Consider the following 23930-nt stretch of genomic DNA (forward strand, 5'->3'; position numbering starts at 1 on the left):
CAAGAATCACTTTGCATAAGTTTTGATGTTTTTCCAAACAACTTGCATTTTCTCTCCAGTCAGCTTGACTAATTGGTCAAGGGAATCCTCGGAATCGGGAGATACCAATCCCAAGTCCCGAATGGCTTTTGTTGCAGAAACGTGGTGAACATGCACCAATCCATCTTCTGGAGACTCATATACGACAGTAGTGCAGGGTAGCATTCCTGCGATCTCTGGATCAATTTTTAAAGCACCATATGCAATTTGTGGGTGACAAACTATTATCAATGCGACCTTTGATACAGTTTCGCCCAATGTCCCTTTTATCATTTTATCGAGATGGCTAACATTTATCGTCTCAAAGTCAGCCAATTCGTGTTCTAATTGTATCGCAAGAACTGCATCTTCAAAATCCATATCAACCGTGGTGTGTAGTACTTCTTTTGCCGTGGCAGTTTCATCCATATGAATAGGTAAAAACCACTTTAAAAAACACTTGTGGTTAGCAGATGGAAAATAGTTTATCAAAAGTCACATCCGAAATTGTTTAAAGCCCGGGTGAAATCAAATAGAATATGAGTGCAGCAATGGAGAAAATGCTTTTCTGCGTTTCGTGCGGTATCAGTATTTCTGGAGTGAATGCAACATCTTTTGAATGTCCTAACTGCGACACCAACATTTCTAGATGTTCCAAATGTAAAAGACAGAGTAATAGATATCAGTGCCCGGGCTGTGATTTCGAGGGACCATAGCTACCATGGGGACTGTAGCCGCAAAAATCAAGATCATGCCAGAAACTTCAGAAATTGATATTGAAGAGCTAGAAAAAAATATTGAAGGTGCAATCCCCGATGGGGCTGAGTTAAAAGGAATTGAACGCCAGCCCATTGCATTTGGACTAGTTGCACTATATCCTACAGTTCTAATCCCCGATGGGGAGGGTGGAACTGATAAGATCGAAGAGGCTCTTTCCAAGGTAGAAGGTGTTGGTAGTGTTGCTGTTGAGGCAGTGGGGCTAATATAGAGAGTTTTAAGCTGCTTAAATTAACATTTCATATATAAGATTATGCCAAGTTCAAAGGGACCACGTAGCAAAACTCGACGAAAGTTGACAAATAAACTTCGAGATAGAGGAACTTCCCCACCTCAGCGAATAGTTCAACAGTTTGAAAATGGACAAAAAGTCCACCTCAGAATCGACCCAAGTGTACAAGATGGGAGGTTCCACCCTAGATTCAATGGGCACACAGGAGAGGTGGTTGGAAAGCAAGGATCTGCCTTTAAAGTCCAAATAACCGATGGAGGAAAGACAAAGGTTTTAATTTCAGTTGCTGCCCACCTGAAAGCCCAAAAATAACAATTATGACAATATTCCAAGAAATTATTTCAGAAGATTATTTGACCGTATCTGAGGTGAAACAACATCTGCAGAAAATAGAAAAAGAACGAGTAGAGGATGAGGAGCGGGAGTTGCCCTATGAACTTGCGAGAACAATTGAGCATGTAAATCGTTTTTCGGTGTTAAGTGCAAAAGACGCGAGAGCATTGGTGAAAAAATTGTTAGAATTAGAAAAGGTAAGTCCACAAAATGCATGTAAAATTGCGGATTTACTCCCTCAATCCCGAGATGAAGTACGTTCAGTATATGCACAAGATCGCCATAATCTGGATGGCGACGAATTGGACAAAATTATATCAATAGTGGCCGAATACGTCTAAAAAATAATTGAATTTATTGGCATTATCTATTTAAGTGTTTAAATCTATACCCATGTAGTGATAGGTCTATGTTACACGATATTCAGTTGGTAACAGTTTTGGACTATTTGGCACATGGACGGGAGGGGGACGAATCTCCACAATATCGAAAACCACAATTATTGCAAGTAATAAAAGAAGAGGGCTTTGTCTTGTGTGAACTTGTTCTTAAACAAGGTCCATTGGGAACTATAGGAGATCCACTGAATGTAAACGAGTATCCCGAATATATTGAATTCATTCGAGAGATTGGATATGAGGACCTATCTGTTGGGGCGAAAACTGAATTAGAACATATTATCCGTGAAATTATCCAAAATGATAGCCAAAAATTTGTCGACTTTTTCAACAATTCAAATCCAATAAGCATCAGATTACATCAACTAAATCTGCTCCCCGGGATTGGGGGGAAAATCAGGGACAGGATCCTCAATTCGAGAAAATATTCTTCTTTTGAAAGTTTCGAGGACCTAGAAGAGAAAATCGAGGGGTTGTACAACCCTCAAGAGATAATACTCAATCGAATTCTAGATGAACTAAAAAATCCAGATATCAAATATCATATATTCGTCAATACAAAATGAATAACAAGGTAGTTATTGGATATAATGCGGAAACCGAAAGATCTATTAAAAAAAGCAAGAACCAAAGGAAATCAAAATTTAGACCAATATTTTTTGATGGACGAAGGGGTCCTCAATAGATTGCAATCATATGCACGTGAATTTGATTGTGACCACATACTTGAAATTGGAGCAGGGATTGGGAATTTAACCGATAAACTTGTTGAGATCTCAGGAGGTGTTACTGCAATAGAAATAGATCCTCTCTTGGTGGATTTTCTCTCGCTTGAATTCAAAGAGGAAATATCTACAAAAAAATTGCATTTAATTCAAGGAGATATCTTGGAAGTTCAATTGCCCCCCTATACTGTGTCTGTATCCAATTTGCCATACGAATTATCTAGTAAAATATTATTTAGATTGCTTCCAAGTAAAATGCCACTAGTCTTGATGGTACAAAAAGAGTTTGCCCAACGTCTCGTTGCAAAACCAAACACACCAGAATATGGGAGACTCACAATAACAGCAGGGCATTATGCAGATATAGAAATTATAGAAACGGTTTCCCCCCTCGCATTCAACGTTAGACCCGCTGTGGAAAGTGCAATCGTTAAGTTGGTTCCTTCAAAACCAGATTATATTGTGGAAAATGAGGCTGCCTTTTTACAGCTAGTTACTGCAGTGTTTACACAAAGACGTAAAAAAATGGTTAATTCTATTAAAAATACCACCCATATTTCTCACATAGAAAACCCTACTATTTTAATTGAACTAGCAGATGAAGAGTTGATGAACTCTCGGCCCGGGGAATTGACACCTGCTGATTTTGCAATATTGGCCAATATTCTGGCAAACTCTACAGATGATTAATGATGGAAAAAAAATTTTACAAACCTGCAGAAGATTCGGCCCTGTTGGCTAACTGCGCAATGGAAAGTGTCGGAGAAATGGATTGTGTATTAGATATTGGTACGGGTTCTGGTTATGTGGCTTCAAAAATAGAAGGAAAGTGTTTGAGAGTCATTGGATCTGACATCAATCCCCATGCATGTACTCACGCAAAAAAGAATAACATTGACATTGTACGATCGAACTTAATGGATGCATTTGATAAAAATTCATTTGACATAGTGCTATTCAACCCTCCTTACCTACCAGAAGATGGACATGTATTTGAAGAATGGTTTGAGATGGCAACTGTGGGTGGGGAGACAGGAAGGGAAATTATAGAAAATTTCCTTGATGATTTGAAACGTGTGTTAACACCATCGGGATGTGCATTGCTACTAGCCAGTACTAAAACAGGGATATTTGAAGTTGAAATGTATGCAAAAGAAAAAGGATTTGATGCCAATACTATTGCGGAGGACACTTATCACGATGAAAAATTGGTTGTTTTTAAGATTAAACCTTATTAAAAATTTCACTTTCACATAGCTCTTCGTATTGCATTTATGGTGCCCTTTGGTTCCAATGGAACAAAAATTCAATAAAGACAACTGTGAGGATATATCAATATATGCTATTCCACATAATTTGGAAAGGGAATATTAATGTGGTCACATGAACGAGTATAGTTTCATGGTTGAGATTATGTCGTCCTCATTGGGTTTATATCCACTCCCTGATTGGACGAAAGATGAATTATCTAAATTAAAAGGCCACCAAAGGGATGGACTTATTAGTGGGAATGAAAGCTCATTGATTAATGCTGTTTATGATTCTGCAAGGGAGTTTATAATAGGGGAGCAGCAAACTGCAGGTATAGACTTAATTGTGGAAGGGCAGCTTAGGTGGGACGATATGCTGGTCCACCCACTTATTGTCCACGAGTCGGTGGAAGCAAGGGGTTTGGTTCGGTATTATGACAATAATAATTTCTATAGAGAACCGGTAGTTGTGGGTGAACTTACTAGCAATGGAGATGTGGCAAGAGAACTAGAAAAAACGTCTGAATTGGTCAGCACGCCTAGTGCGATATTTCCAGGCCCATATTCACTATCAAAACTTGCTACGGATGAATACTATGGTTCAGAAACTAAGTTTCTTGAAGCAATGGGGGGATTTGTGCGAGAAGAAATTCAAGGATTCCCTGAAATGAGTTATTTAACATTGCTGGAACCATCATTGGCAGTTGACCCACCTCACGGTGACGAAAAAGAATTAATCGCCGATCTACTCAAAAAAATAAAAAGTGTGGTGAAAAAAGAACTTATTATCCAAACTTATTGGGGTGCATTCGACGAAGAAACGTATGCCACATTACTTGAATTGGGTGTGGGAATTGGTTTTGATTTTGTTACAGCAGCAGAATCCAATTTGAAATTATTAAGTGAACAAGGGGCCCCAAAAATGGCCTCTGTGGGGGCAATTAATGGGCAAAATACCAACGTCGAGTCCCCTGAGGAGGTCCAAAATCTAATTAAAGGAATGCTTGAAAAAAATCCGGACATACAACGCGTGGTTGTAAATCCCAATACGGGATTATTTTATTTGCCTGAGAATCGATTTACAGAAAAATTAACAGTATTGGGTTCTATTGCAGGTATGGAGGAGGCATTGTGAGGGACAATAGGTCTCAATTTCGTCCAGTGGATCATCCGAATGACCATTTCATACTGACAACGGTGGTTGGTTCATATCCTAAACCAAAATGGCTCAATCGAGCCCGTGAATCATATCATGTTCATTCTAACAAAGATTCAAGGGATCAATATACTGAAGCAAAAAATGATGCATCCACAATAATTATAAAAGAGCATGAAGAGGCCGGTCTAGACGTTGTGGTGGATGGAGAAATGAGAAGGAATGAAATGGTTGAGTATTTTGCAGAAAGGATACAAGGATATGAATTTAATGGGCCAGTAAAAGTCTGGGGCCATAATTATTTTGATAAACCATCCGTGGTTGAAAAGGTGTCATACAGAGAACCGTGGCTTCTTGAAGAATACAAATGCAATGTAAAGATCTCTGAAAAGCCTATAAAGGTCCCCATAACAGGGCCATACACGCTAGCAAATTGGAGTTTCAATGAATTTTATAAAGATGAAGATGCGCTGTCCTATGAATTGGCAGAACTTGTCAACATGGAAATAAAGAATCTAGTTGGTGCAGGGGTGAGATATATTCAAATTGATGAACCAGCACTAGCCACTACCCCGGAGGATCATAAAGTGGTGAGGAAGTGTTTAGAGAGAATAACAAATGGAATTGCAGATGATGTGAGAGTTGGACTTCATGTGTGTTACGGGGATTATTCAAGAATTTTTCCAAAAATATTGGATTTTCCGGTTGATGAATTTGATGTAGAACTGGCCAATGGAAATTATAGCCAGCTAGAAGTATTCAAGAAAGTTCCCTTTACGAAAGATATTGGATTCGGGGTAATTGATGTACACGATTCTAGGATAGAATCCGTGGAGGAAGTTAGAGAGCGAATTTTAAAAGGTTTGGAAGTAGTCCCTCCTGATCGGCTAACAGTTAGTCCAGACTGCGGGCTTAAGCTCTTATCGAGAGAAGTAGCTTATAAAAAGATGGTAAATATGGTCAAGGCCACGCGCATGGTTGAAGAAGAATTGGATCGGGGAGAGATAGAAGTGGTAAAATGAAATGCTATTCATAAAGCCAGGTTTCGTCTATACGCTCATACGATGAAAATTCAAGTTCATCAAAGAATAGATTTATTTCACGTTCGTTAGACCCAGGGTTGGTATCGGACCCATGAATGACGTTTCGCCCAAGATCAATTCCAAAATCGCCCCTTATAGTCCCAGGCGGTGATTCTGAAGGGTCGGTAGAACCCATCATTTGACGAACGATACTGACCGCATTTTTTCCCTCTAAAACCATGGCAAAGGAAGGACCCGAACAGATGAATTCAACCAATCCATCAAAAAAGGGCTTTCCAACATGTTCTGAATAGTGCTTTTGCGCTAGTTCTAAATTAATGGTTAAAAGCTTCGATCCCACAAGTTTGAGCCCACGTTTTTCAAATCGGGAAATGATAGTTCCTATGAGGCCGCGTTGAACCCCGTCCGGTTTAATTAACACGAAGGTTCGCTCTTGAGTCATTATTCTTCAATTAATTCCAAATCTATTTCTACGGTTTGTGCGGTTGGATTGGAAGTCTGAGGAGCTTTGCTAGCTTTGACATGCCTACCCCGAGCAGTCCAGGGGAGTCTCCTAGATTTTCTACCAAGTTTTGAGTTTTTATCACATTTTGAGGAACAAAAATAGGCAGTCCTCCCATCTGTTCGTACGAATAACAGTCCAGTGCCAGGTTCCATGGGAGATCCACAAAAATCACAAGATCTAAAATCAGGCACGGATGATCACCTTCCCCCGATAGAATCTGCTTCTCTTGCAGTTTCTCTTAGTTGAATTATATCTCCAATTCGAACGGGCCCAATGCAATTTCTAGTTATAACTTGTCCCTTATTCGATCCGTCTTTAATTCTACATTTTATTTGCATGGCTTCTCCATGCATTCCTGTCTTACCAACGATTTCCACCACCTCAGCGGGTGTGGAATCTTCAATGCTCATGCTTTACGGAGGTCCTCAAGTTTGGCAGATAGGTCTTCGACAGAATCCTTTGCACTTCCCGGATCAACAATTGCAGCTGCTGCACTTGGTACAGACAATCCCGTTGCATTTCCTATTTCTTCTTGTGTTGGTACAAATAAAAATGGAATTCCTTTCTCAATGGAGAGTTCGGGCAGGTGCATTACGATTTCTTCAGGTTGTACGTCTTCTGCTATAAAAACTAATTTTGCACTTCCACGTTCAATGGTTTTTGTCGTTTCATTCGTTCCTTTTTTAACAGACCCAGTGTCTCGTGCGGCTGCAAGTGCTTCTAGAGCAGCTTGCTGGAGATCGTCAGGTACGTCAAATGTTACGTATATTGGCATGATTGTTCACTTTGGTCCCAATAAAAGCTCACCCACAAACTCTGAGATAACTCCTTACAGAAGGTATGGATCATTGACTTTTATAGAGATTCTACGCAAGAGTAGTTAGGCCTCACATAAAAACTCCCCTATAAAGGTCACTGCGTGCGATTGTGGGCCATGCATATTGCTAGCATGGGGGTTAAAAAGAGAGGGAGGATCTGCTCAAGGGTGTGAAAAATAAGCAGCATAGACTCCAGAACTAATATCTAACTTTGCAAATCCCACCCTTTCAAACTGAATTAAATCACCAGAATTGTAGTTACAAATGGTTGATTCAACAATTCCGTTAAATTCTCCTTGAGAAGTTTTTAAACATAGTTGTTCATGGGTAGAGGGTAACCAGTGGATAATGGGCAATGACTGTGACTGGGCCGAGCTAAAATCGTTTTCAATAAACTCAAAGGAATCTCGAGTATACCTAACCGAACCAATTCCCTTTAGGTACAAAATGTCTTCAGCCCCGGGTATGTCAGAGCTGTCGATGAAAATAGAAGGCGTTATTGCAAGTTTTCTAAAGCCACGTTCGGTGTGATCGGGGTGCATGGGAATTTCTACAGTTTCGGGGAGATTCCGTCCGAATATTTGTTTCTCAGATGGATTTTTAATAAAGAACAAACGGTCTGCAACTTTATCGATGTGAGATCGATTTTTAGAATAGATCGTGGAAATGGATAATGTAATGTTATTTGTAGAAGTCCCTAGTTCAATCATGGAGGATGTAATTGCATCCCCATGTATACCTCGTTTTTTGAAATTTCTTAAGATAGGTAATTGGAGGTCAGACCACCCTGTAAAACTTCCAGATTCAATGGAATTGGACATACTAGATGTGGATAATGGAACCGAATGATCATCAATATTAATTCGCCCCCAGTGGACAACTTCGGGGTAGTTCCAATTGAAATAATTATATAGATATTGTTGGCGCTTTGCAGAATCTTGTAAATCAATCCCCCGTATTATATGAGTAATTTCGAGTAAATGATCGTCTATCGCACTTTGGAAGTCTAACAACGGCCAGCATCTATGTGTTTGTGCCACTTCACGTGGGTGGGGAACGTCGACCATTCGAAAGGCAACCCAATCGCGGAGTGCGGGGTTTGAGTTAGATAGATCAGTTCTGACACGAAGGACTACTTCTCCTGCAGAAAAATTTCCATCTATCATGTCTTGGAATTCGTTGAGTGTTTGTTCAATAGAATTTTCTCGGTGAGGGCATGGGTGACCTGAATTCTTTAAATTAGAGAAATCCGAAGAGGGACATGTACAGGTATAGGCCCCATTCAGATTAATTAATTGGAGGGCATGATCATAATAAAGATTCAATCTATCGCTTGCCATTATGACTTCATCGGGTTCGAACCCCAGGTACTGAATATCTTCCAGAATCCAATCATATGCTTCAAGAAGAGGGCGTTTAGTCGCAGGATCTGTATCGTCAAAACGACAAGCGAACCACCCATCATATAGAGATTTGTAAGTCCCAATTACAGAAGGCATCCTAGCATGTCCAATGTGCCAGGGCCCATTGGGATTGGGGGCAACGCGCATTCTAATTTGATCATAGGAATTGGCATTTGGTAGATCGGGCAATTGGCGCTTGGGCACTTCTACGAATTCTTCTTCCAATTGTTCGACTAAATTGGGAGCTAGATTTGTTAGTTTTTGGAGTTGGGCTGAATTTTCAAGAGAATTCACCTGCTCAATAAGAGGACTGATCAGGGCAGGGATTTCATTTGCAAACTTTCGGAAGTCAGGATAGTCTGCCATGAGAATTCCCATTACTGTTTTAACCTGAGAGGGACCTTGATATTTTAGTGCGTTATAGAGTGCATGTTTTTCTGCCTCAATTAATAAGATCTCTTTGAGTTCAGCGTCCATTCTTGGTGGGTTAATGGTCTCGTTGACAGAAAAAGTCGACTATGTCTGATAATAGTTCTCGAGAGGGGTTAGAAGGGAGAAGTTCCAGTTGTTGCTTGGCCTGAGTAGATAGGTCGTGGGAAAGTTCGTGTGCATATGAAATTGTTCCCGAGTCCTCAAGGGCTTCGACTAGAGAATCCATATCGGATTCAGAAGGGCACGAATTCTGATCGTTGTGGAATGAATTCAGATCAACACCGGAGTTGGTGGCGTGGATTGTAAGTATGGTTTGTTTTTGCTCAGATATATCACTTCCACGTTGCTTTCCAAGAACAGAACTAGGAGTAGTTAGATCGAGTAGGTCGTCATAAATTTGAAAGGCCTTTCCGGCGAGTAACCCAAAATTGTATAATGCATCTATGACCTCGGGAGGTTGTCCAAGAAGCTGAGCGGGTAAAGCTGCAGATTCTGCAAAAAGAACACCAGTTTTAAGTTCAATCATTCTGAGATATTCTTCAATAGATACCAGATCCATTTTTCCAAATTGAACATCTAGTGCTTGGCCCTCACAGATATCTGAGCAAACGGTTGCCAAACTTGTTAGTGCACGGGATACATTTGAAGAATGTTCTGCAGAGTTTCCTAGTGTTTCAAAGGCTTTTGAATAGAGAATGTCTCCCGCAAGTATTGCAGTATTGGTGTTAAATTTTTGATGAACGGAGGGGACCCCACGTCTGAGATCGTCGTCATCCATTATGTCATCGTGAATGAGTGTAAAAATATGAATGAGTTCTAAGCTTGATGCTGCATCGAGCATATTTACAGAGGTTCCCGTAGAATCAATGAGCCCCTGGTAAGGGAATGGTGACAGGTCTTGATTATAGATTGTTTCTGCAGCTATGAGACAAACAACTGGGCGGAGTCGTTTTCCTCCCGCAATGAAAAGGTGATTTGATGCTTCAGAAAGTTGGTCGGGTCCAATGGTATCTATGTGGCTAGTCAAACATTGGTTAACTATAGTTCTCCTACTAGAAAGAGCATCTAAAATCCGAGAAGAATCCTTTTCGTCCATAAATTTAGTTTGTCAATGAGACTCGGTTTCCGTTATAGGAAATGTGAATATCTCGCCCTAGGACGTATCCCTGTTTTCGTGCTATGTTGACATACCCTGAAGCACCAGCAATCGTTTGATGAGCAGGAATTATGTGAGTTGGTTTAAGTGTAGTTAACATCTCGTACAAGCCTTCTTGTGAGCAATGTCCAGAAACGTGAACATCGTCGTAAATTCTAGCCCCCCTCATTCGGAGGAGTGTTTCTGCCTGGTAACGCTGGCCTTCATTAGTTGGTTCAGGAATAAGTCGTGCAGAGAAAATGACTTTGTCACCTTCACTTAATTCGTATGGAGTCTCTCCTTTTCCCATTCGAGTGAGCATTGCATTTGGTTCACCCTGGTGCCCCGTGACGATAGGAAGGTATTTTTCTTTTCCTTCTTTCATGATTCTAGAAAACGTTCTGTCCACTGATTTCCGGTGTCCATACATTCCTAGATCTCCGGGGAATTCAACAAAATTTAGTCGTTCTGCAGTTCCAGAGTATTTTTCCATGGAACGTCCGAGTAAAACAGGTTGTCTACCGATTTCTTGGGCAAATTCGACAATACTTGCTACCCTAGCTATATGGCTAGAGAACGTGGTTGCAACAATTCCACCTTTGTAATCTGCCATAGAGAACATCACATCTTTGAGATGTTGTTTTGCTACCGCCTCACTAGGAGTTCTACCTTTCACGTTTGCATTTGTGCAATCTTCAATATAACACAAAACCCCTTCATTTCCTAGTTCTTTAAAACGTTTCATGTCAATAGGATCCCCTAGTGTGGGGGTGTGATCCATCCGTTTGTCAAGTCCGTAAATGATTGCACCTTCAGGGGTATGAAGAACGGGATTGATTGCATCAATGATAGAATGAGTCACATTGACAAATTCTAGTTCTAAGGTGTCACTTAGAGGTATTCTTTCGCCCGCATTCATGGCTACCAAATCGTTGTTCACTTTGAATTTTTCTTCGGATTGTATCAGCTGCCTGACAAGTTCAAGTGTAAAGGGGGTTGCAATAATGGGAGCATTATACCGGTGGGCGAGCTTAGTTATCGCCCCTATGTGGTCTAAATGTCCATGGGTAGGGACAATCGCTTTGACATCTCCGGGGAGATTCGACATTACACGATCATCGGGGATCGCACCCATGTCAATTAGATCTAGGCTGTGCATTCTTTCGGTTTCAATATCATCGTGAAGGAGAATCTTAGAAAGGTCCAGACCCATATCGAAGATAACGATATCAGAGCCTACACGAACGGCGGTCATTTGCCGTCCAACTTCTTCGAATCCACCTATTGTGGCAATTTCAATTTCCATAGTTAACCCTCCGAGTAGAACCACCTTTTAAACTGCCTGTGATAAAGTTTGGCGTCAGACGCCTCACAATAGGACATGTTCGAAGGTAGTGTGACTACCGGTTGGTACATGTTATGGTTCGCAGGGGTAAAAGTCAACTGAATTTGATCTGAGCGTCTGACAAAGTGGACAATGGGGATTCCGAGTAGCTGTGTTAATGCACCAAAGTTCCAGGGTTTGATCCTTTTAAGAAAGCTTCTAAATTAGGGAGATCAAAGATTGAAACTGGAGCATTTGCATTTGCTAATTCTTTGATTTTTCCGGCCATCCCTCCAGTGACATCGGTTGCAGAAGAATGTGTGATTGAACTATTTTCTTTTTGTTGGGAAGAAAGGCGAGGTATGACATTTCCGGAGGGGTCTAAAACGCCAGGTGTTGAGGTACAAAATCCAATGCGCTTGGTAGGGATTGAGTTGGATAGATTGGTTACTAGTTCATCCCCACTAACTATGGTTGCTCCTTTTTCTGCAGTGGTGACAATATCTCCATGAATCACAGGTACAAATCCAGATTCTAGAAGTGATAAAACGTGCTGAGAAGGAAAATGAAGTAGTGAATCTGAATCTCTCCATGCAACGGATAATGGATGTATAGGGATTGCAGGTATGTCTAAGGAGTGAAACGCGTGGACTACGGCATCGCAAAGGCAGATCATAGAAGAATGTATGGTATCCACCTCGGCTACATCATGAGTCCCATTCTCAATGGTCACATTAAAATTGGAAGCGTGGAAATGGCCAAAACTCCCACCTCCATGGACCACAATGAGATTTTTTGGACGGTGGTTGGAAATGATTGTTGCCGCGGTGTCAATATGGGTTTCGTTCAGCGTCTCTGGTTGGTCTTTTTTGGTGATTACACTACCCCCAAGTTTTAATAAAGTGACCGGTTCAATCGAAGTCATTTTCGGATTAACCCCTTTTCAGAGATGTCCACTGAAAATGCAGATTTGCAGCTATCGGTGGAAAGTAGAGATGGAATGGAAGACATATCAGGATCTAATGCAACAATGCATCCAGAACCTCCTGCCCCAGTGAGTTTTGCACCGAAAGCCCCTGAATTTCTTGCCGCCCACACCATCTCATCCAAAGAATTGGAAGAAACGCCTAGAGAGGATAGCAAACCGTGGTTAATATTCATTAAATCCCCTATAGTAGCCAGGTTCTGATTTTCTAGAGCAACCATTCCAAGTTTCGAAATACGGCCAATAGAAGTTATAATAGACTCTATAAACTCATAATTTTCTTTGTTAGTCCGCACCATTGAGACTAATTCTTTTGTAGACCCGAAACCACCGTCGTACCCGATTGTAAGGGGTAATTGTGAAAAAGGTAATTTATTACATTTCTTTCCTTCTACGCAAACAAACCCCCCCATCGTAGAGCAAAAGGTATCTGCCCGAGATGCGCGGCCTTGGACGGTTTGTTCTACTTCATGGGCGAGAGTGGCTATTTGTTCTAAAGGGTGGATTACGTCACAGGTTCTAGACACTGCATCCACAGTAGCAACAGAAACGGCTGCAGAAGATCCAAGCCCCGCCCCTAAGGGGATATCACTTTCAACAACTATTTCTAATCCATTAAAAGTAGTTTCAGAAAAATTCAAAGATAGGCCAATTGCTGTGAGAATATAGTGAAGATGAGGTTCCACTTTTGATAGATTCGATTTCAGAGAGGATTCAGAAAATTCTATGCTGAAATCGTTTGTACCTATTTGGGGAGCTTGAATGGAAATTAAATTATCATTTGATTTGGTACAAGAAACAGTTATCCTCCTATCTATTGCACATGGGACCGCGGGCTCGCCATAAACTACTGCGTGTTCTCCGAACAAATAGACCTTCCCTGGAGCAGATGAGGATGGCATTATATTACAAATTGTATGGAATGGATAAAAACATAGAGTTGACTCTATAACTCTAAATCGAAGTCGGATAATGATAAATCCGGAGTTACGCCGCGGTTGTCTAATGTTTCATTTGCAAGAAGCCAGTAAACAGTAGCGAGGGCCTTTCTGCCTTTGTTGTTAGTAGGAATAACTAGGTCTACGTGACTAGTTGCATTGTTTGAATCGCACATGGCGATGACAGGGATTCCAATAGCAATTGCCTCCCCGATTACTTGTGCATCTCCGATTGGATCGGTTACAACTGCGATGTCAGGTTCTATGAATCCGGGGTAAACCGGATTTGTAAGTGTTCCAGGTATAAATCGCCCGGTGGAAACCATAGCCCCAATAGATTCTGCAAAGGTTGTGGCGGGGTGATGGCCGTACTGCCGGGACGAGGAAACAATAACTCGTTCGGGGGGATAACGAGATAACAGGCGGGCTGCTTCTCTAATACGTTTATCAGTTTGGACGAGATCTAGAATGTACAATCCATCTGCCCTGACACGGTGGATAAACCGAGACATGTCTTTCGTTTTTTGTTGAGTTCCAATATGCACTCCTGCAGAAAGATAATCTTCCACAGGTAAGAGAAGATCCACCCCCTCATCGTCGAAAGTGTCTTCATAGTCCACGACTCCTGGTGCAGAATCTATGTCCACGAAATGGGTAGTATCTTCAGGAACTTCCCCGTCGAGAGGAGTAGTTTCTTGTTTTTCGTTTGTCAATTCAGGAGTTTCTGTGTCAATAGTTTCCGTATCAGTCATAGTGTTTTTATCTCTTGTTCAATTCTTATCAATTCATTTAATTTTGTAGTCCTCTCGCCTCCAACGGCTCCGGTCTTAATGTAGGGAGCATGGGTTGCAAAGGCTATATGAGAAATTGTGGTATCTTCAGTTTCCCCACTTCGGTGGGAAACGACTGGAGTGATATTATTTTTCTTGGCGAGGTTAATAGCTTCCAAGGTTTCTGTCAAAGTCCCTATTTGATTGGGTTTAATCAAGATGGAATTTGCTGCTTTGAGGTCGATTCCTTTCTTTAATCGTGTGACATTTGTTGCGAATAAATCATCTCCGCAGACTAGAGAGCTCTCCCCAATGGAATTTGTGAGTTTAGAAAACCCTTCAAAGTCATCTTGGTCGAGTGGATCTTCAATATATGCCAAGGAATAAATACGAGAGAGGTCCGAAACGTAGTCGATTTGTTCGTCTACAGATCTGGAAATGTCTCCGTAATCATAACAATCTTGAGTGGAGTCATAGAGTTCGGATGCGGCCATGTCCACACCCATTTTAATTTCAAAGCCAACTTTGTTTGAAATATTAGAGATCGATTCGGACATGACGTCGAAAGCTACCTCATCAGAGATAGGTGCTGCCCACCCGCCTTCGTCTCCTTTGGCACGAATATACCCACGATCTGACAACAGCGTTCCAGTCAATTTGTGTACCTCTGTGTTCGCGAAAATCGCATCGAAAACGCAGGGAGCACCTACAGGAACTGAAAGAAATTCTTGTATATATGTAGAGTCTGCCGCGTGGGCCCCACCACCGATTACATTTCCTAGAGGAATGGGGAAGGAATCCTTTTTGGAAGGAGATCCTATGTGTTGATAGAGAGGAACATTCAAGGAATTAGCTGCAGCTTTGGCGTTGGCCAAAGAAATTGCAACTGCACTATTTGCCCCAATGACTGAAAAATTTTCAGTCCCGTCTGCAGATCTAAGAGTGTTATCAACCAAAGTTTGGTTGGTAGAATCCACTTTTCCTTCTAGCATGTGCAAAGCATGTTTTTTTGCAGCAGAAATAGCATCTGAAGTAGGTAATTCAATTGCCTCGTATTCTCCAGTACTAGCTCCACTTGGGGCAATTGCCCTTCCAAATCCACCATTTTGTGTTTGGATGGATGCTTCCACAGTCAAGTTTCCCCTGGAATCGAAAACGCGGCCGAGGTGTATTGAATTGATTATTGACACTTTATTCGGGGGCCTCCTCTTTTGAGAGTATCCGTCTTTGAACTGAGAATGGTAGTACATCAGCATCATATTCTGCAGCTGCTACTATGATGGGCTGTGAGTGGTTGGTGTCTATGAGTAAAGGAGCACCGTGGGCTATTTGCAGTGCCCTTGCACCAATGATACGGGCTTTTTCGTGTCTATTGTGTTCTAAATTTTGCATTATTGGTAGGGTGACACAACGTCTATAAGATCGATGTGTGAAACGAACATTCTTCGGCAGCAATACCGGGTGATACCAAGGTCATCAAGTACATCGGCAGGACTTTCTTCTCCGTCTTTTGTATTAGATCTTGAAACGTAGTCTTCCCAATGCTCTGAGATGACCTTTCCGCATGTGAAACAACGAACTGGAATTATCATATTTTAAGTCACCTGTAAGATTTTTGGAAGCGTGCCCTTGCACCGGGTCCACCCCACTTTTTAGATTCGCGTTGACGGACATCGTTAACTAGAAGCGTTCGATCAATAGCCATGTACAGATCCCGGAGTTCTATGTCTTCGGTGAACTCCACCAATGCCCTAGCGATGGCGGTTCGAACAGCATCTGCTTGTCCAGAGTATCCCCCACCATTAACTTTAACAGTTATGTCAATCTTGTCACGTAATTTGTCTTCTGCTATATCGAAGGGGTCTAACATTTTAAGGCGGGAGGATTCGGGTTCTACTAATTCTATTGGAATTGAATTGACTCGAACCTTCCCAGTCCCTTTTTTAATTGATGCCCTTGCTATTGCTGTTTTCTTCTTACCACTTGTATTGATAGTTTTTACCATGTTATTTTCGCTCCTAATTTTTCGGATATGAGTCCAAGTTCGACGTATCGTATTTGAGAGGGATCCTCAAGAGAAGTATTGGCGAGAACCTCACCCTCAGTTTCAAATGGATTTCCCACATAGACACGAATACGTTCGAGTGCATCTCTCCCTTTCTTTCGTTTGTATGGCAACATGCCCCGAATCGCCCTTTTGATTATTCTGTCGGGGCGTTTGGGATAGTAAGGTCCTTGGTCGGAACCAATTTCCATTCGTTTTTGGAATCGGCTTAGAATATCTTGTTCAGATCCAGTGATCACTGCACGTTCTGCATTGATAATGGCCACTTTATTCCCTTCGAGCGAGAGTTGGGCTATTTGGCTAGAAACTCTACCGAGGACACACCCACTCGCGTCGATTATGCGATCGGGTTGGAATTTTCGATGATTCATCGGAAAATCCTCACATTGGAACCATCTTTATTCCGCCCGAGAATTTGTTCTAGGCGCATTGGTTCACCATTGGCTTGTTTTATTTTCATTTCTGCACTCTTGGAAAAATCAACTGCAGCAATAGTAACACCTTTGTTAAGAATGCCACTCCCAAGGACTTTCCCAGGAACAACAATAGTCTCATTCTCCTTGGCATATCTTTCTATGTGTCCGAGATTTACTTCTGCGTAATTTCTTCGGGGGCCTTCTAATTGATGGGCAATTTCACTCCACAATTCAGTGCCTGTTTCGCGAGAGACAGCTTTTAATTCACTTATAAGACTGTTAAGTCTTGGGTCCATTTTACTCATATGCTTATTCCCTCCCCCAATGCATCGGCACGATTGCATAATGACTGGACTGAGCTGGTAATTAGTTCGTCGCTGGACATAGAACCGTCCGTCTCCACGTGGAAAACGAAAGTATTGGGCACATCCGTCACTTCTACTTTTTTCTTAGGATATTTGTTCGAGAGGTTATGTCCAAATTCACTAGTTGGGATTATTTTTCCAGAATCCTCGATGGCCCCACGAACGATTAAAGGGGTTTGTTCATCTCCTTTTTTCAGTGTGCCAAGCACATTGATTGATTGGAGATAGGTATATCCAATTGCCACACCGCCTTGGAATTTTGCGTGAGTACGTCCAGTTCCAAGAACAGCATCTGCTTCAAAGGCAAGGCGCTGGTTTTCCTTGAGGTCTACAATAGGTATTCGTTTATCGGCCGGTTCAACCAACTTTTCAGGCGAAACTAGATCGCCAGAATAAACAGTCGCGGGTCCCTGCACATCAAGGGTCAAAGTGACTACGTCCGTGTATTCAAATTCGTCTGTAGGTGTTGTAAGAGGAACAAGGCACAATCTATGGCCTATGATCTCATCGAACAAAACACTGGTATTTTCAGTCACACGGATTGTATCAATGGAAAGAGTAGGAACATCAGTTAGCATCGCTCTTCGAATGCCATTTGCAAATGCAGGAGTCAAACCTTGGACAACAAATGTGACAAACCTATCAGAGTGATCTATCATATCGATTTTTACTTTGGTTTGGGCCATATTATCTCGCCACCCGTGGAGCGCGGCACCCATCGTGTGGGCGCGGAGTTACGTCTTCTATCCTTCCAATTTCAAGTCCAGATCTAGCGAGAGTTCGTATTGAAGCCTGGGCCCCAGGTCCAGATCCCATCCTAGAAGTCCCCCCAGGACCTCGGACGCGTATATGAATGGAAGAAATCCCTGCTGCTACGGCAGCTTCAGCGATTCTTTCTGCGATTTGCATGGAGGCATATTGAGAAGCTTCATCTCTACTTTGTTTCACCACGGCACCTCCAGAACACTTAGCTAGAGTTTCGGCCCCAGTTTCATCGGTTAGTGTGATGATAGTGTTATTGAATGAAGAATATATATGGGCTATCCCCCATGTTTTATCTGCTTCGCTCATTCTTCAGACACCTCTTTTACTATTGGTTCGGGTGGTTTTCGGATGGGGTGGGATTCATCTGAAATTGAACTGTATTGATCATACTGAAGACTCGATTCCTCTTCTACTTTGACTTTATAAGAAGGAATGTCCACACAATGTCCATTTAGAGAAATATGACCATGGACGACGAATTGTCTAGCTTGTTTAATTGTGTTTGCTAGCCCGGAACGATATACGAGAGTTTGTAAACGGCGTTCAAGGATTGTGTTAACATCAAGAGTAAGAATGTCGTCTAGCTGAGAGTCTGGACCCACAATTCCATATCGTTTTAATTTAGCAAGAAACAGAGTCTCTTCTTGATTGGCTTCACCGAGTCTTGCAAGATGTTTTCGGGCTTCGCGTCGATAAGATCGAAGTTCTGATTGGGCGCGCCAAAGTTCGACTTTGTTTTTCAACCCATAGAGTGTTAGTAATTCGCGTTCTTCGGCTATACGTCCACTTTGGAATGGGTGGTTAGGGGTTTCGTAGAATTTGGTATTATTCCCGAGGGCCAAGATTAACTCCCCCCTCTATTTTTAACGCTTACTCCGACTTTTGCTCCTTTTCTTCCAGTTGATTTGGTTCTTTGTCCACGTACTTTGAGTGATTCTCGGTGTCTAAGGCCGCGGTAAGTGCCTATTTTTTTCATCCTGTTAAGATCTTGTTGATGGACTAGGTTAACGTCAGTTCCAATAAGATGACGATCTTCGCCTGTAAAGAAATCATTTTGCCGATTTGTGGCCCATGTGGGGATTCCAGAGGGGAATTCGTCTATCTTAGCGGTGAGTTTTTCGATTGAATTGTCGTCGAGTAGACCAAGTGTTGCTTTTGGGTTGAGATCGGCTTGGTTAATTATTAGGCCAGCGATCCTTCTACCAATTCCAGGTAAGCTAAGAAGAGCACGCTCTATGCTCTTCGTCCCATCAAGGTCAAAGTTTTTTATCCTGACGAAGTATCGTATTTCGTTTGTTTCAGTAGGTTCTTCTTTGGTGCTCATTTTTTCATAGTTTTGTATAGATGCAATTGACGTCGCGGCGGGGATTTGAACCCCGGAGGCGGAAATCGCCACAGGGTTAGCAACCCTGCGCCTTGGACCAGACTTGGCTACCACGACATGTTGGTTCTCGTCGCCCACTGTGGGACTCGGGGAGGGACCCCTACATCTATTACGTGGGATATGGTATTCGTGTGTGCTATTTAAGGACAACGGATTAAAATTGTATGATATTCAGACAGAAATGGCTAAGCGAGGGGAATGGGTCAGAGTAGTAGTGATAAAATTTTTTCGGGAAAAGTTTAGAAAATGGGGGGAGGGATTGCTAGGAGTCCCCGTTTCGGAAGTGGGTACAATAGTTCCAGGGTTAGTTTTGACTACTATTTTGCTAGGCTTATCGCTATTTTTAGGGCAAATATTAGAATTTAAAATAATAGACGGGTTTGACATAAACATCCCTGCAGTCATACTAGCGTTGTTACTTGGCATTATCCTTGGAAATGTATTTACAGTCCCAAATTCAGTTCGCCCAGGGATTAAATTCAGCCAAGGGGCATTGCTACGATTAGGGATTGTTCTAATTGGGATTAAACTTGCGATAGGGGATGTTTTTAAGCTAGGATTGATGGGATTGCCAATAATTATTGGTTGTATAGGGACTGCGTTGTTGGTCACATATTTTTTAAGTAATAAATTGAATCAACCGAGACGCTTGGGTTCGTTAATAGCAGTTGGGACCTCAATATGTGGCATATCTGCTATTTTAGCAACGAGTACCGCGATTGAAGCCACGGAAGAAGAAACAGCTTACGCCATAGCAGTGGTTACATTATTTGGATTGGTCGCAGTTCTCATATATCCAATTTTGGGCCACCTCCTATTTGGAGGAGATCCAACAAAAGTGGGGTTATGGTTAGGGACCTCCATTCAAGATACATCACAAGTAGTGGGGGCGGCGTTGATATATTCACAAGTGTGGAACTCCCCTATGACTATAGACATTGCAAGTCTCACAAAAGTAATACGAAATGTGTTCATGGTGATAATAATACCCATAGTTGCGATTGTCTATTCAGGGGGCCTAGAGAGGACTAGTGAAATTGGTTTGAAAGGCCATTTAAGATTGTGCAAGATTGGGCAAAATTATTTCCAATACTTCCCAAAATTTATCATAGGATTTTTAATTCTTTCCATGGTCCGGACAATAGGAGATTGGGAGATTGGAAAGGGGGGAACTGCATACTGGGTGATAGATCAAGTCGAGTGGGTTCAGATGATAAGTTCAGTTGAAATGATATCTAATGGATTGTTCATAGTGGCCTTGGCAGGAGTGGGCCTAAGCACCAAACTTCAAAAAATTAGAGATCTTGGCCCCCAATCGTTTTTGATTGGATTCATCACAGTAGTTGCAGTAGGATTGATAAGTTTTTTCGCGATAAATCTGACGGTTTAGGTATATAGGTATGGCTTTCGATCTCCGATAGAATTTTGGTACTTTTCATTGAAAACCCAATGTTCATTTTCGTTCTTAGTTAAGTATGCACCATAAAATGGTACTCTTTCAGATATGGTTTCTATTAGGGCATTTCTGATTTCTCGTTTGGTCATCTCCCCCATTGATTTTAGATCGTCGTTTCGATTCAAGCACCCTTTCAGATACCCATCATGTGTGACACGTATACGGTGACAATTGGAACAGAAATCCGAATTTCCAACAGGGTCGACTATTTCGACCATTCCTTTGCCAAACCAATATCGTTTTCTAGAATGCATATGCCGTTGTTCCACTTTATCGGCCCGGGATTCGAACCAAGCGTGGACATCGGATATGTTGACTGCCCAATCGGAATTTCCAGTTAATTCGGGCATATATTCAATGAGTTGCAGGTGGAGCCCCTCTCTTTGAGAGATGAAGTCAACCATAGACGGGATGAATCCTGCCGTTTGTCGAAAGACGACCATGTTGAGTTTTACAGGGGCGAGATTGGCTTCGAGGGCAGAATCTATCCCCAATAACACCCGGTCGAAGGCCCCACTTTTTGTTAATTTTGCAAATGATTCCCTATCAAGTGCATCCAAAGAAATATTTACACGATCGAGCCCAGCATCGGCCAGTGCTTGGGCCCTCCCGGGTAAGAAAGTCCCATTAGTTGTAAGAGAAATCTCAAAAGAGTCGGGAGTCCTACGTATGATTTCTTCTAGATCTTGACGTAGCATGGGCTCCCCTCCTGTGAATTTAACAGAATTTATCTCAAACTCCTCGCAAACTTCGAGGAATCGAACGACATCGTCAGTTGAGATTTCATCCATTTGAGGGTCTAATGGCCCCCGGGTATCCCCCAACCCTTCGTTGTGGCAATAAACGCAATCGAAATTGCATCGATCAGTTAGCGACATCCGGACGCTGTTGACCTCCCTTCCAAACGAATCTTTTAACACATGGGTATATTCTCGCCAAGAGAATTTAAGCTTAAGGGTTTAATATTACCAAATTGATCAACTAAATCTATTTAATCTTGGATTGTAGGATTTATAATCAAGTTTCCATCAGGAGTCAATCCAATTTCGGCACTGGCGGTTAATTTTCTATCGTTGAAAACATGTTTAAGCCCCCGGTTTAGAAATGCCACGAGTTCAGGTTCAGTGTAGGCCAATTTTGTATCACCGTTGTCAGCCATGGTGTAAATTCGAGATACTAGATCCCATAATTCAGTTCCTTCCTGTGCATTGAAGATGATGTTGCACTTAAGCAGTTTAGATAAAGTGATTGTTTGTTCTGCTTTAGATATGTTAACACGTGCAGAAGTTTCTATTGTGCTGATATTTGCCACACTTGTTCCAAGTTGAGACGCGATGCTTTTTTGAGTCACTCCGCGTTCCCTAAGAGACAGCACTTCGATTTGTCTTTGCGTAAGGAAGGTATCTCCGGCATTGGGTATAGTTCGAGTCATACGGATGGATAGGACCCGGTGATAAATTAAACCATCTCAAAAATATTTCATACGTTTGTAGGACTAAAGTCGAATGGTGGTGGGGATTAGCTTTCTTGGAGTAATTTGTTGAGTTGATAATGACGCATAGTGAACATTACCCAGAACAATGGGTAGCAGAAAAGGGAAAATGGGCTAAGAAATCCACCTAGATTATACTCGACCTTGTCTGTTAAAATTGTGTGATCTCCTTGGGATGAAAAACTATGAGTATGGATCCACCTTTGGAATGGTTTCCCGGACACATCGTCCCGGAAGAATGCACTATTTGATTTTTCATCGATTTCGAGTATTGTGACGTTCCAAACAATGGGAGAGCCTATTTTGAAAGGCTGAATTGTGGCTACTATTTTGGCACCTTTAGGGAGATTGCCTTGAATTTGGTTTCCTTTGGAATCTACTATAGACTCGATTTTAAGATTCATCCAAGGAGGGGTTAATTGTTCAAGTCCTGCTATATTTGAATGAAAGTTCCACACATCCTCAAATGGAGAGATTATACGAGAAGATTTAGTGAAAATAGGCATGTTTTTGATTCCTTTTAAACGAATATAAAATATATGTTTTAAATTGGGAATTGAAATAGCCAAGTTGATGTTCTCTTCTGCCTTTTTCGGGGTAAGAATGCTAACGAAACGTGCGAAGGAAACTACCCCTTTCAGAGCCATGTCTGTATTAGAACGGGCACAAAAAATGGAAGACGTGGTTCACCTTGAAGTTGGAGAGCCAGATTTTGAACCTCCGGCAGAAGTGATAGATTCGGCAATCGAGTCGATGTTGAATGGCAATTCAGGGTATACAACTTCTAGGGGGAAAATAAAACTAAGAGAAGCGGTTTCAGATTACTATCAAAGGACGTACGACTTAGATATTGGAATAGATAGAATAGTAATCACCCCCGGGACTTCGGCTGCACTTACTATGGTCTGTCTAGCTCTGCTCGAGGAGGGGGATGAGGCGATTCTTACAGATCCTTATTATGCTTGTTACCCCAATTTTATTAGACAAACTGGCGGTACTATCAACACAGTTCCATTAGATATATCTGCAGGTTTTGCGCCGAATATAAAACTTTTTGAAGAATCTATGAGCGAAAGTACCAAGGTGATGTTATTAAATTCCCCTTCAAATCCAACGGGTTCCGTGTTAAAAAATTCGGAAATAGGAGAGTTGGCAAGAATTGCACAGAGAAATAAAACAACTATCGTTTCGGACGAAGTGTACCACGGCATATACTACGATACAGAAACACACAGCATATTAGAACACACGGACGATGCGTTTGTGGTGGATGGTTTTTCAAAGAGATTTGCAATGACTGGGTGGCGCTTGGGATGGATTGTATGTCCACCCGAATGTATAGATGTGATAAACAGATTGACGCAAAATTTAGTCATCTGTGCGACTAACTTTGTACAAGACGCAGGGATAGCCGCCTTACAAATGTCAGACGATTTAGTTCCAAAAATGAGAGATGTGTATAGAAAGAGGAGAGACGTCCTCATTGAAGGGGTGGAGAAATTAGGAGTAGGAATGGGATATGTCCCAGAGGGGGCTTATTATCTTTTGATAGATGTTAGTGAGTTGGGAGATGCATTTGATATTTCCAATAGGTTGTTAGATGAAGTGGGGGTGGCCACTACACCGGGGGCAGATTTTGGAGGGTCCGTAGAAAATTGTCTTAGACTCTCATATGCCACAGGAATGGAAGATTTGAAGGTAGCAATAGAAAGAATAGGAAAATTTATTGAAGATAATCAATAGAA

The 23930-nt window shown here is 41.8% G+C and carries 35 protein-coding genes and 1 tRNA gene; 11 read left to right on the top strand and 25 right to left on the bottom strand.

Translation table 11 applies throughout. The features are described from left to right. Window positions 1-6 precede the first annotated feature (6 nt). Complete coding sequence (locus ACM9H2_RS03565) at window positions 7-447, bottom strand: DUF302 domain-containing protein (protein WP_415488300.1); 441 nt, start codon at window positions 445-447, stop codon at window positions 7-9. Between the two features lie 110 nt (window positions 448-557). On the opposite strand from ACM9H2_RS03565, the gene ACM9H2_RS03570 reads away from it, so the two are divergent. The 9 genes from ACM9H2_RS03570 (at window position 558) to ACM9H2_RS03610 (ending at window position 5911) form a co-directional block, all read left to right on the top strand. Further along, window positions 558-734 (top strand): HVO_2753 family zinc finger protein, encoded by a 177-nt coding sequence (locus ACM9H2_RS03570; protein WP_415488302.1) that lies wholly within the window; start codon window positions 558-560, stop codon window positions 732-734. Window positions 735-739: 5 nt separating this feature from the next. Then, on the top strand, window positions 740-1006 hold the full coding sequence (locus tag ACM9H2_RS03575) for an elongation factor 1-beta (RefSeq protein ID WP_415488304.1): 267 nt from the start codon (window positions 740-742) through the stop codon (window positions 1004-1006). 42 nt (window positions 1007-1048) lie between these two features. After that, a complete protein-coding gene (locus ACM9H2_RS03580) occupies window positions 1049-1339 on the top strand; it encodes a 50S ribosomal protein L21e (protein ID WP_415488306.1) in 291 nt (96 codons plus the stop codon). Window positions 1340-1344: 5 nt separating this feature from the next. Further along, on the top strand, window positions 1345-1701 hold the full coding sequence (locus ACM9H2_RS03585; RefSeq protein ID WP_415488308.1) for an RNA polymerase Rpb4 family protein: 357 nt from the start codon (window positions 1345-1347) through the stop codon (window positions 1699-1701). Between the two features lie 68 nt (window positions 1702-1769). After that, on the top strand, window positions 1770-2324 hold the full coding sequence (locus ACM9H2_RS03590) for a DUF655 domain-containing protein (RefSeq protein ID WP_415488310.1): 555 nt from the start codon (window positions 1770-1772) through the stop codon (window positions 2322-2324). 24 nt (window positions 2325-2348) lie between these two features. Next, window positions 2349-3173, top strand: coding sequence for a 16S rRNA (adenine(1518)-N(6)/adenine(1519)-N(6))-dimethyltransferase RsmA (gene rsmA, locus ACM9H2_RS03595; RefSeq protein WP_415488312.1), 825 nt, complete (start codon window positions 2349-2351; stop codon window positions 3171-3173). 2 nt (window positions 3174-3175) lie between these two features. Next, window positions 3176-3721 (top strand): HemK2/MTQ2 family protein methyltransferase, encoded by a 546-nt coding sequence (locus ACM9H2_RS03600; protein ID WP_415488314.1) that lies wholly within the window; start codon window positions 3176-3178, stop codon window positions 3719-3721. A gap of 163 nt (window positions 3722-3884) precedes the next feature. Further along, a complete protein-coding gene (locus ACM9H2_RS03605) occupies window positions 3885-4868 on the top strand; it encodes a 5-methyltetrahydropteroyltriglutamate--homocysteine methyltransferase (protein ID WP_415488316.1) in 984 nt (327 codons plus the stop codon). After that, the gene (locus ACM9H2_RS03610; RefSeq protein ID WP_415488318.1) at window positions 4865-5911 is read left to right on the top strand and encodes a methionine synthase; all 1047 of its coding nucleotides are present in this window, start codon (window positions 4865-4867) and stop codon (window positions 5909-5911) included. Before ACM9H2_RS03605 ends, ACM9H2_RS03610 begins: the two co-directional genes overlap by 4 nt. Window positions 5912-5915: 4 nt before the next feature. Here ACM9H2_RS03610 and ndk read toward each other — a convergent pair whose 3' ends face one another. From ndk to ACM9H2_RS03715, 21 genes are all read right to left on the bottom strand, one after another. Then, on the bottom strand, window positions 5916-6377 hold the full coding sequence (gene ndk / locus ACM9H2_RS03615; RefSeq protein ID WP_415488405.1) for a nucleoside-diphosphate kinase: 462 nt from the start codon (window positions 6375-6377) through the stop codon (window positions 5916-5918). Further along, entirely contained in the window at window positions 6374-6628 is a 255-nt protein-coding gene (locus tag ACM9H2_RS03620) for a 50S ribosomal protein L24e (RefSeq protein WP_415488320.1), read from the bottom strand. The genes ndk and ACM9H2_RS03620 overlap by 4 nt, the downstream gene beginning before the upstream one ends. A gap of 6 nt (window positions 6629-6634) precedes the next feature. Further along, the gene (locus ACM9H2_RS03625) at window positions 6635-6847 is read right to left on the bottom strand and encodes a 30S ribosomal protein S28e (RefSeq protein ID WP_415488322.1); all 213 of its coding nucleotides are present in this window, start codon (window positions 6845-6847) and stop codon (window positions 6635-6637) included. Beyond that, window positions 6844-7212 (bottom strand): 50S ribosomal protein L7Ae, encoded by a 369-nt coding sequence (gene rpl7ae, locus ACM9H2_RS03630; RefSeq protein WP_415488324.1) that lies wholly within the window; start codon window positions 7210-7212, stop codon window positions 6844-6846. Before rpl7ae ends, ACM9H2_RS03625 begins: the two co-directional genes overlap by 4 nt. A gap of 204 nt (window positions 7213-7416) precedes the next feature. Then, a complete protein-coding gene (locus ACM9H2_RS03635) occupies window positions 7417-9135 on the bottom strand; it encodes a glutamate--tRNA ligase (RefSeq protein WP_415488326.1) in 1719 nt (572 codons plus the stop codon). Window positions 9136-9145: 10 nt separating this feature from the next. Next, on the bottom strand, window positions 9146-10186 hold the full coding sequence (locus ACM9H2_RS03640; RefSeq protein WP_415488328.1) for a polyprenyl synthetase family protein: 1041 nt from the start codon (window positions 10184-10186) through the stop codon (window positions 9146-9148). Between the two features lie 4 nt (window positions 10187-10190). Next, window positions 10191-11531, bottom strand: a complete 1341-nt coding sequence (locus ACM9H2_RS03645; protein WP_415488330.1) for an RNase J family beta-CASP ribonuclease — start codon at window positions 11529-11531, stop codon at window positions 10191-10193. Between the two features lie 193 nt (window positions 11532-11724). Further along, window positions 11725-12474: an isopentenyl phosphate kinase gene (locus ACM9H2_RS03650; protein ID WP_415488332.1), complete on the bottom strand. Its 750-nt coding sequence runs from the start codon at window positions 12472-12474 to the stop codon at window positions 11725-11727. Continuing rightward, the gene (mvk, locus tag ACM9H2_RS03655; protein ID WP_415488334.1) at window positions 12471-13436 is read right to left on the bottom strand and encodes a mevalonate kinase; all 966 of its coding nucleotides are present in this window, start codon (window positions 13434-13436) and stop codon (window positions 12471-12473) included. Before mvk ends, ACM9H2_RS03650 begins: the two co-directional genes overlap by 4 nt. 44 nt (window positions 13437-13480) lie before the next feature. Next, window positions 13481-14224, bottom strand: coding sequence for a 30S ribosomal protein S2 (gene rpsB, locus ACM9H2_RS03660; protein WP_415488336.1), 744 nt, complete (start codon window positions 14222-14224; stop codon window positions 13481-13483). Then, entirely contained in the window at window positions 14221-15432 is a 1212-nt protein-coding gene (gene eno / locus ACM9H2_RS03665) for a phosphopyruvate hydratase (protein WP_415488338.1), read from the bottom strand. Before eno ends, rpsB begins: the two co-directional genes overlap by 4 nt. Window position 15433: 1 nt before the next feature. Further along, window positions 15434-15634 carry a DNA-directed RNA polymerase subunit K gene (locus tag ACM9H2_RS03670; protein WP_415488340.1) on the bottom strand — a complete coding sequence of 67 codons (201 nt, stop codon included), beginning with the start codon at window positions 15632-15634 and terminating at the stop codon, window positions 15434-15436. After that, window positions 15634-15834, bottom strand: coding sequence for a DNA-directed RNA polymerase subunit N (locus ACM9H2_RS03675; protein ID WP_415488342.1), 201 nt, complete (start codon window positions 15832-15834; stop codon window positions 15634-15636). The genes ACM9H2_RS03670 and ACM9H2_RS03675 overlap by 1 nt, the downstream gene beginning before the upstream one ends. A gap of 8 nt (window positions 15835-15842) precedes the next feature. Beyond that, entirely contained in the window at window positions 15843-16247 is a 405-nt protein-coding gene (locus ACM9H2_RS03680; RefSeq protein WP_415488344.1) for a 30S ribosomal protein S9, read from the bottom strand. Then, a complete protein-coding gene (locus tag ACM9H2_RS03685; protein ID WP_415488346.1) occupies window positions 16241-16678 on the bottom strand; it encodes a 50S ribosomal protein L13 in 438 nt (145 codons plus the stop codon). The genes ACM9H2_RS03680 and ACM9H2_RS03685 overlap by 7 nt, the downstream gene beginning before the upstream one ends. Beyond that, window positions 16675-17028 (bottom strand): 50S ribosomal protein L18e, encoded by a 354-nt coding sequence (locus ACM9H2_RS03690; protein WP_415488348.1) that lies wholly within the window; start codon window positions 17026-17028, stop codon window positions 16675-16677. Before ACM9H2_RS03690 ends, ACM9H2_RS03685 begins: the two co-directional genes overlap by 4 nt. Next, on the bottom strand, window positions 17025-17774 hold the full coding sequence (locus ACM9H2_RS03695; RefSeq protein WP_415488350.1) for a DNA-directed RNA polymerase subunit D: 750 nt from the start codon (window positions 17772-17774) through the stop codon (window positions 17025-17027). Before ACM9H2_RS03695 ends, ACM9H2_RS03690 begins: the two co-directional genes overlap by 4 nt. A gap of 1 nt (window position 17775) precedes the next feature. Beyond that, the gene (locus ACM9H2_RS03700; RefSeq protein WP_415488352.1) at window positions 17776-18159 is read right to left on the bottom strand and encodes a 30S ribosomal protein S11; all 384 of its coding nucleotides are present in this window, start codon (window positions 18157-18159) and stop codon (window positions 17776-17778) included. After that, window positions 18156-18695, bottom strand: a complete 540-nt coding sequence (locus ACM9H2_RS03705) for a 30S ribosomal protein S4 (RefSeq protein WP_415488354.1) — start codon at window positions 18693-18695, stop codon at window positions 18156-18158. The genes ACM9H2_RS03700 and ACM9H2_RS03705 overlap by 4 nt, the downstream gene beginning before the upstream one ends. Window positions 18696-18697: 2 nt before the next feature. Then, a complete protein-coding gene (locus ACM9H2_RS03710) occupies window positions 18698-19177 on the bottom strand; it encodes a 30S ribosomal protein S13 (RefSeq protein WP_415488356.1) in 480 nt (159 codons plus the stop codon). A gap of 30 nt (window positions 19178-19207) precedes the next feature. Further along, window positions 19208-19294: transfer RNA gene (locus tag ACM9H2_RS03715), tRNA-Ser, on the bottom strand. A gap of 124 nt (window positions 19295-19418) precedes the next feature. Between ACM9H2_RS03715 and ACM9H2_RS03720 the strand changes: the two genes are divergently transcribed. After that, window positions 19419-20627 (top strand): YeiH family protein, encoded by a 1209-nt coding sequence (locus tag ACM9H2_RS03720; protein WP_415488358.1) that lies wholly within the window; start codon window positions 19419-19421, stop codon window positions 20625-20627. On the opposite strand, the gene moaA is transcribed toward ACM9H2_RS03720, so the two are convergent. The 3 genes from moaA to ACM9H2_RS03735 form a co-directional block, all read right to left on the bottom strand. After that, on the bottom strand, window positions 20624-21613 hold the full coding sequence (gene moaA, locus ACM9H2_RS03725; RefSeq protein ID WP_415488360.1) for a GTP 3',8-cyclase MoaA: 990 nt from the start codon (window positions 21611-21613) through the stop codon (window positions 20624-20626). The two genes, ACM9H2_RS03720 and moaA, sit on opposite strands and share 4 nt — an antisense overlap. 71 nt (window positions 21614-21684) lie before the next feature. Then, window positions 21685-22125 (bottom strand): Tfx family DNA-binding protein, encoded by a 441-nt coding sequence (locus tag ACM9H2_RS03730; RefSeq protein WP_415488362.1) that lies wholly within the window; start codon window positions 22123-22125, stop codon window positions 21685-21687. Window positions 22126-22211: 86 nt separating this feature from the next. Beyond that, window positions 22212-22691, bottom strand: a complete 480-nt coding sequence (locus ACM9H2_RS03735) for an SRPBCC family protein (RefSeq protein ID WP_415488364.1) — start codon at window positions 22689-22691, stop codon at window positions 22212-22214. Between the two features lie 67 nt (window positions 22692-22758). Here ACM9H2_RS03735 and ACM9H2_RS03740 point away from each other — a divergent pair, with 67 nt between their 5' ends. Further along, window positions 22759-23928 (top strand): pyridoxal phosphate-dependent aminotransferase, encoded by a 1170-nt coding sequence (locus ACM9H2_RS03740; RefSeq protein WP_415488366.1) that lies wholly within the window; start codon window positions 22759-22761, stop codon window positions 23926-23928. Window positions 23929-23930: the final 2 nt, after the last annotated feature.

This window comes from Candidatus Hikarchaeum yamanae (assembly GCF_009889665.1).
GTDB classification, from domain to species: Archaea; Halobacteriota; Halobacteria; order Halobacteriales; family Hikarchaeaceae; genus Hikarchaeum; species Hikarchaeum yamanae.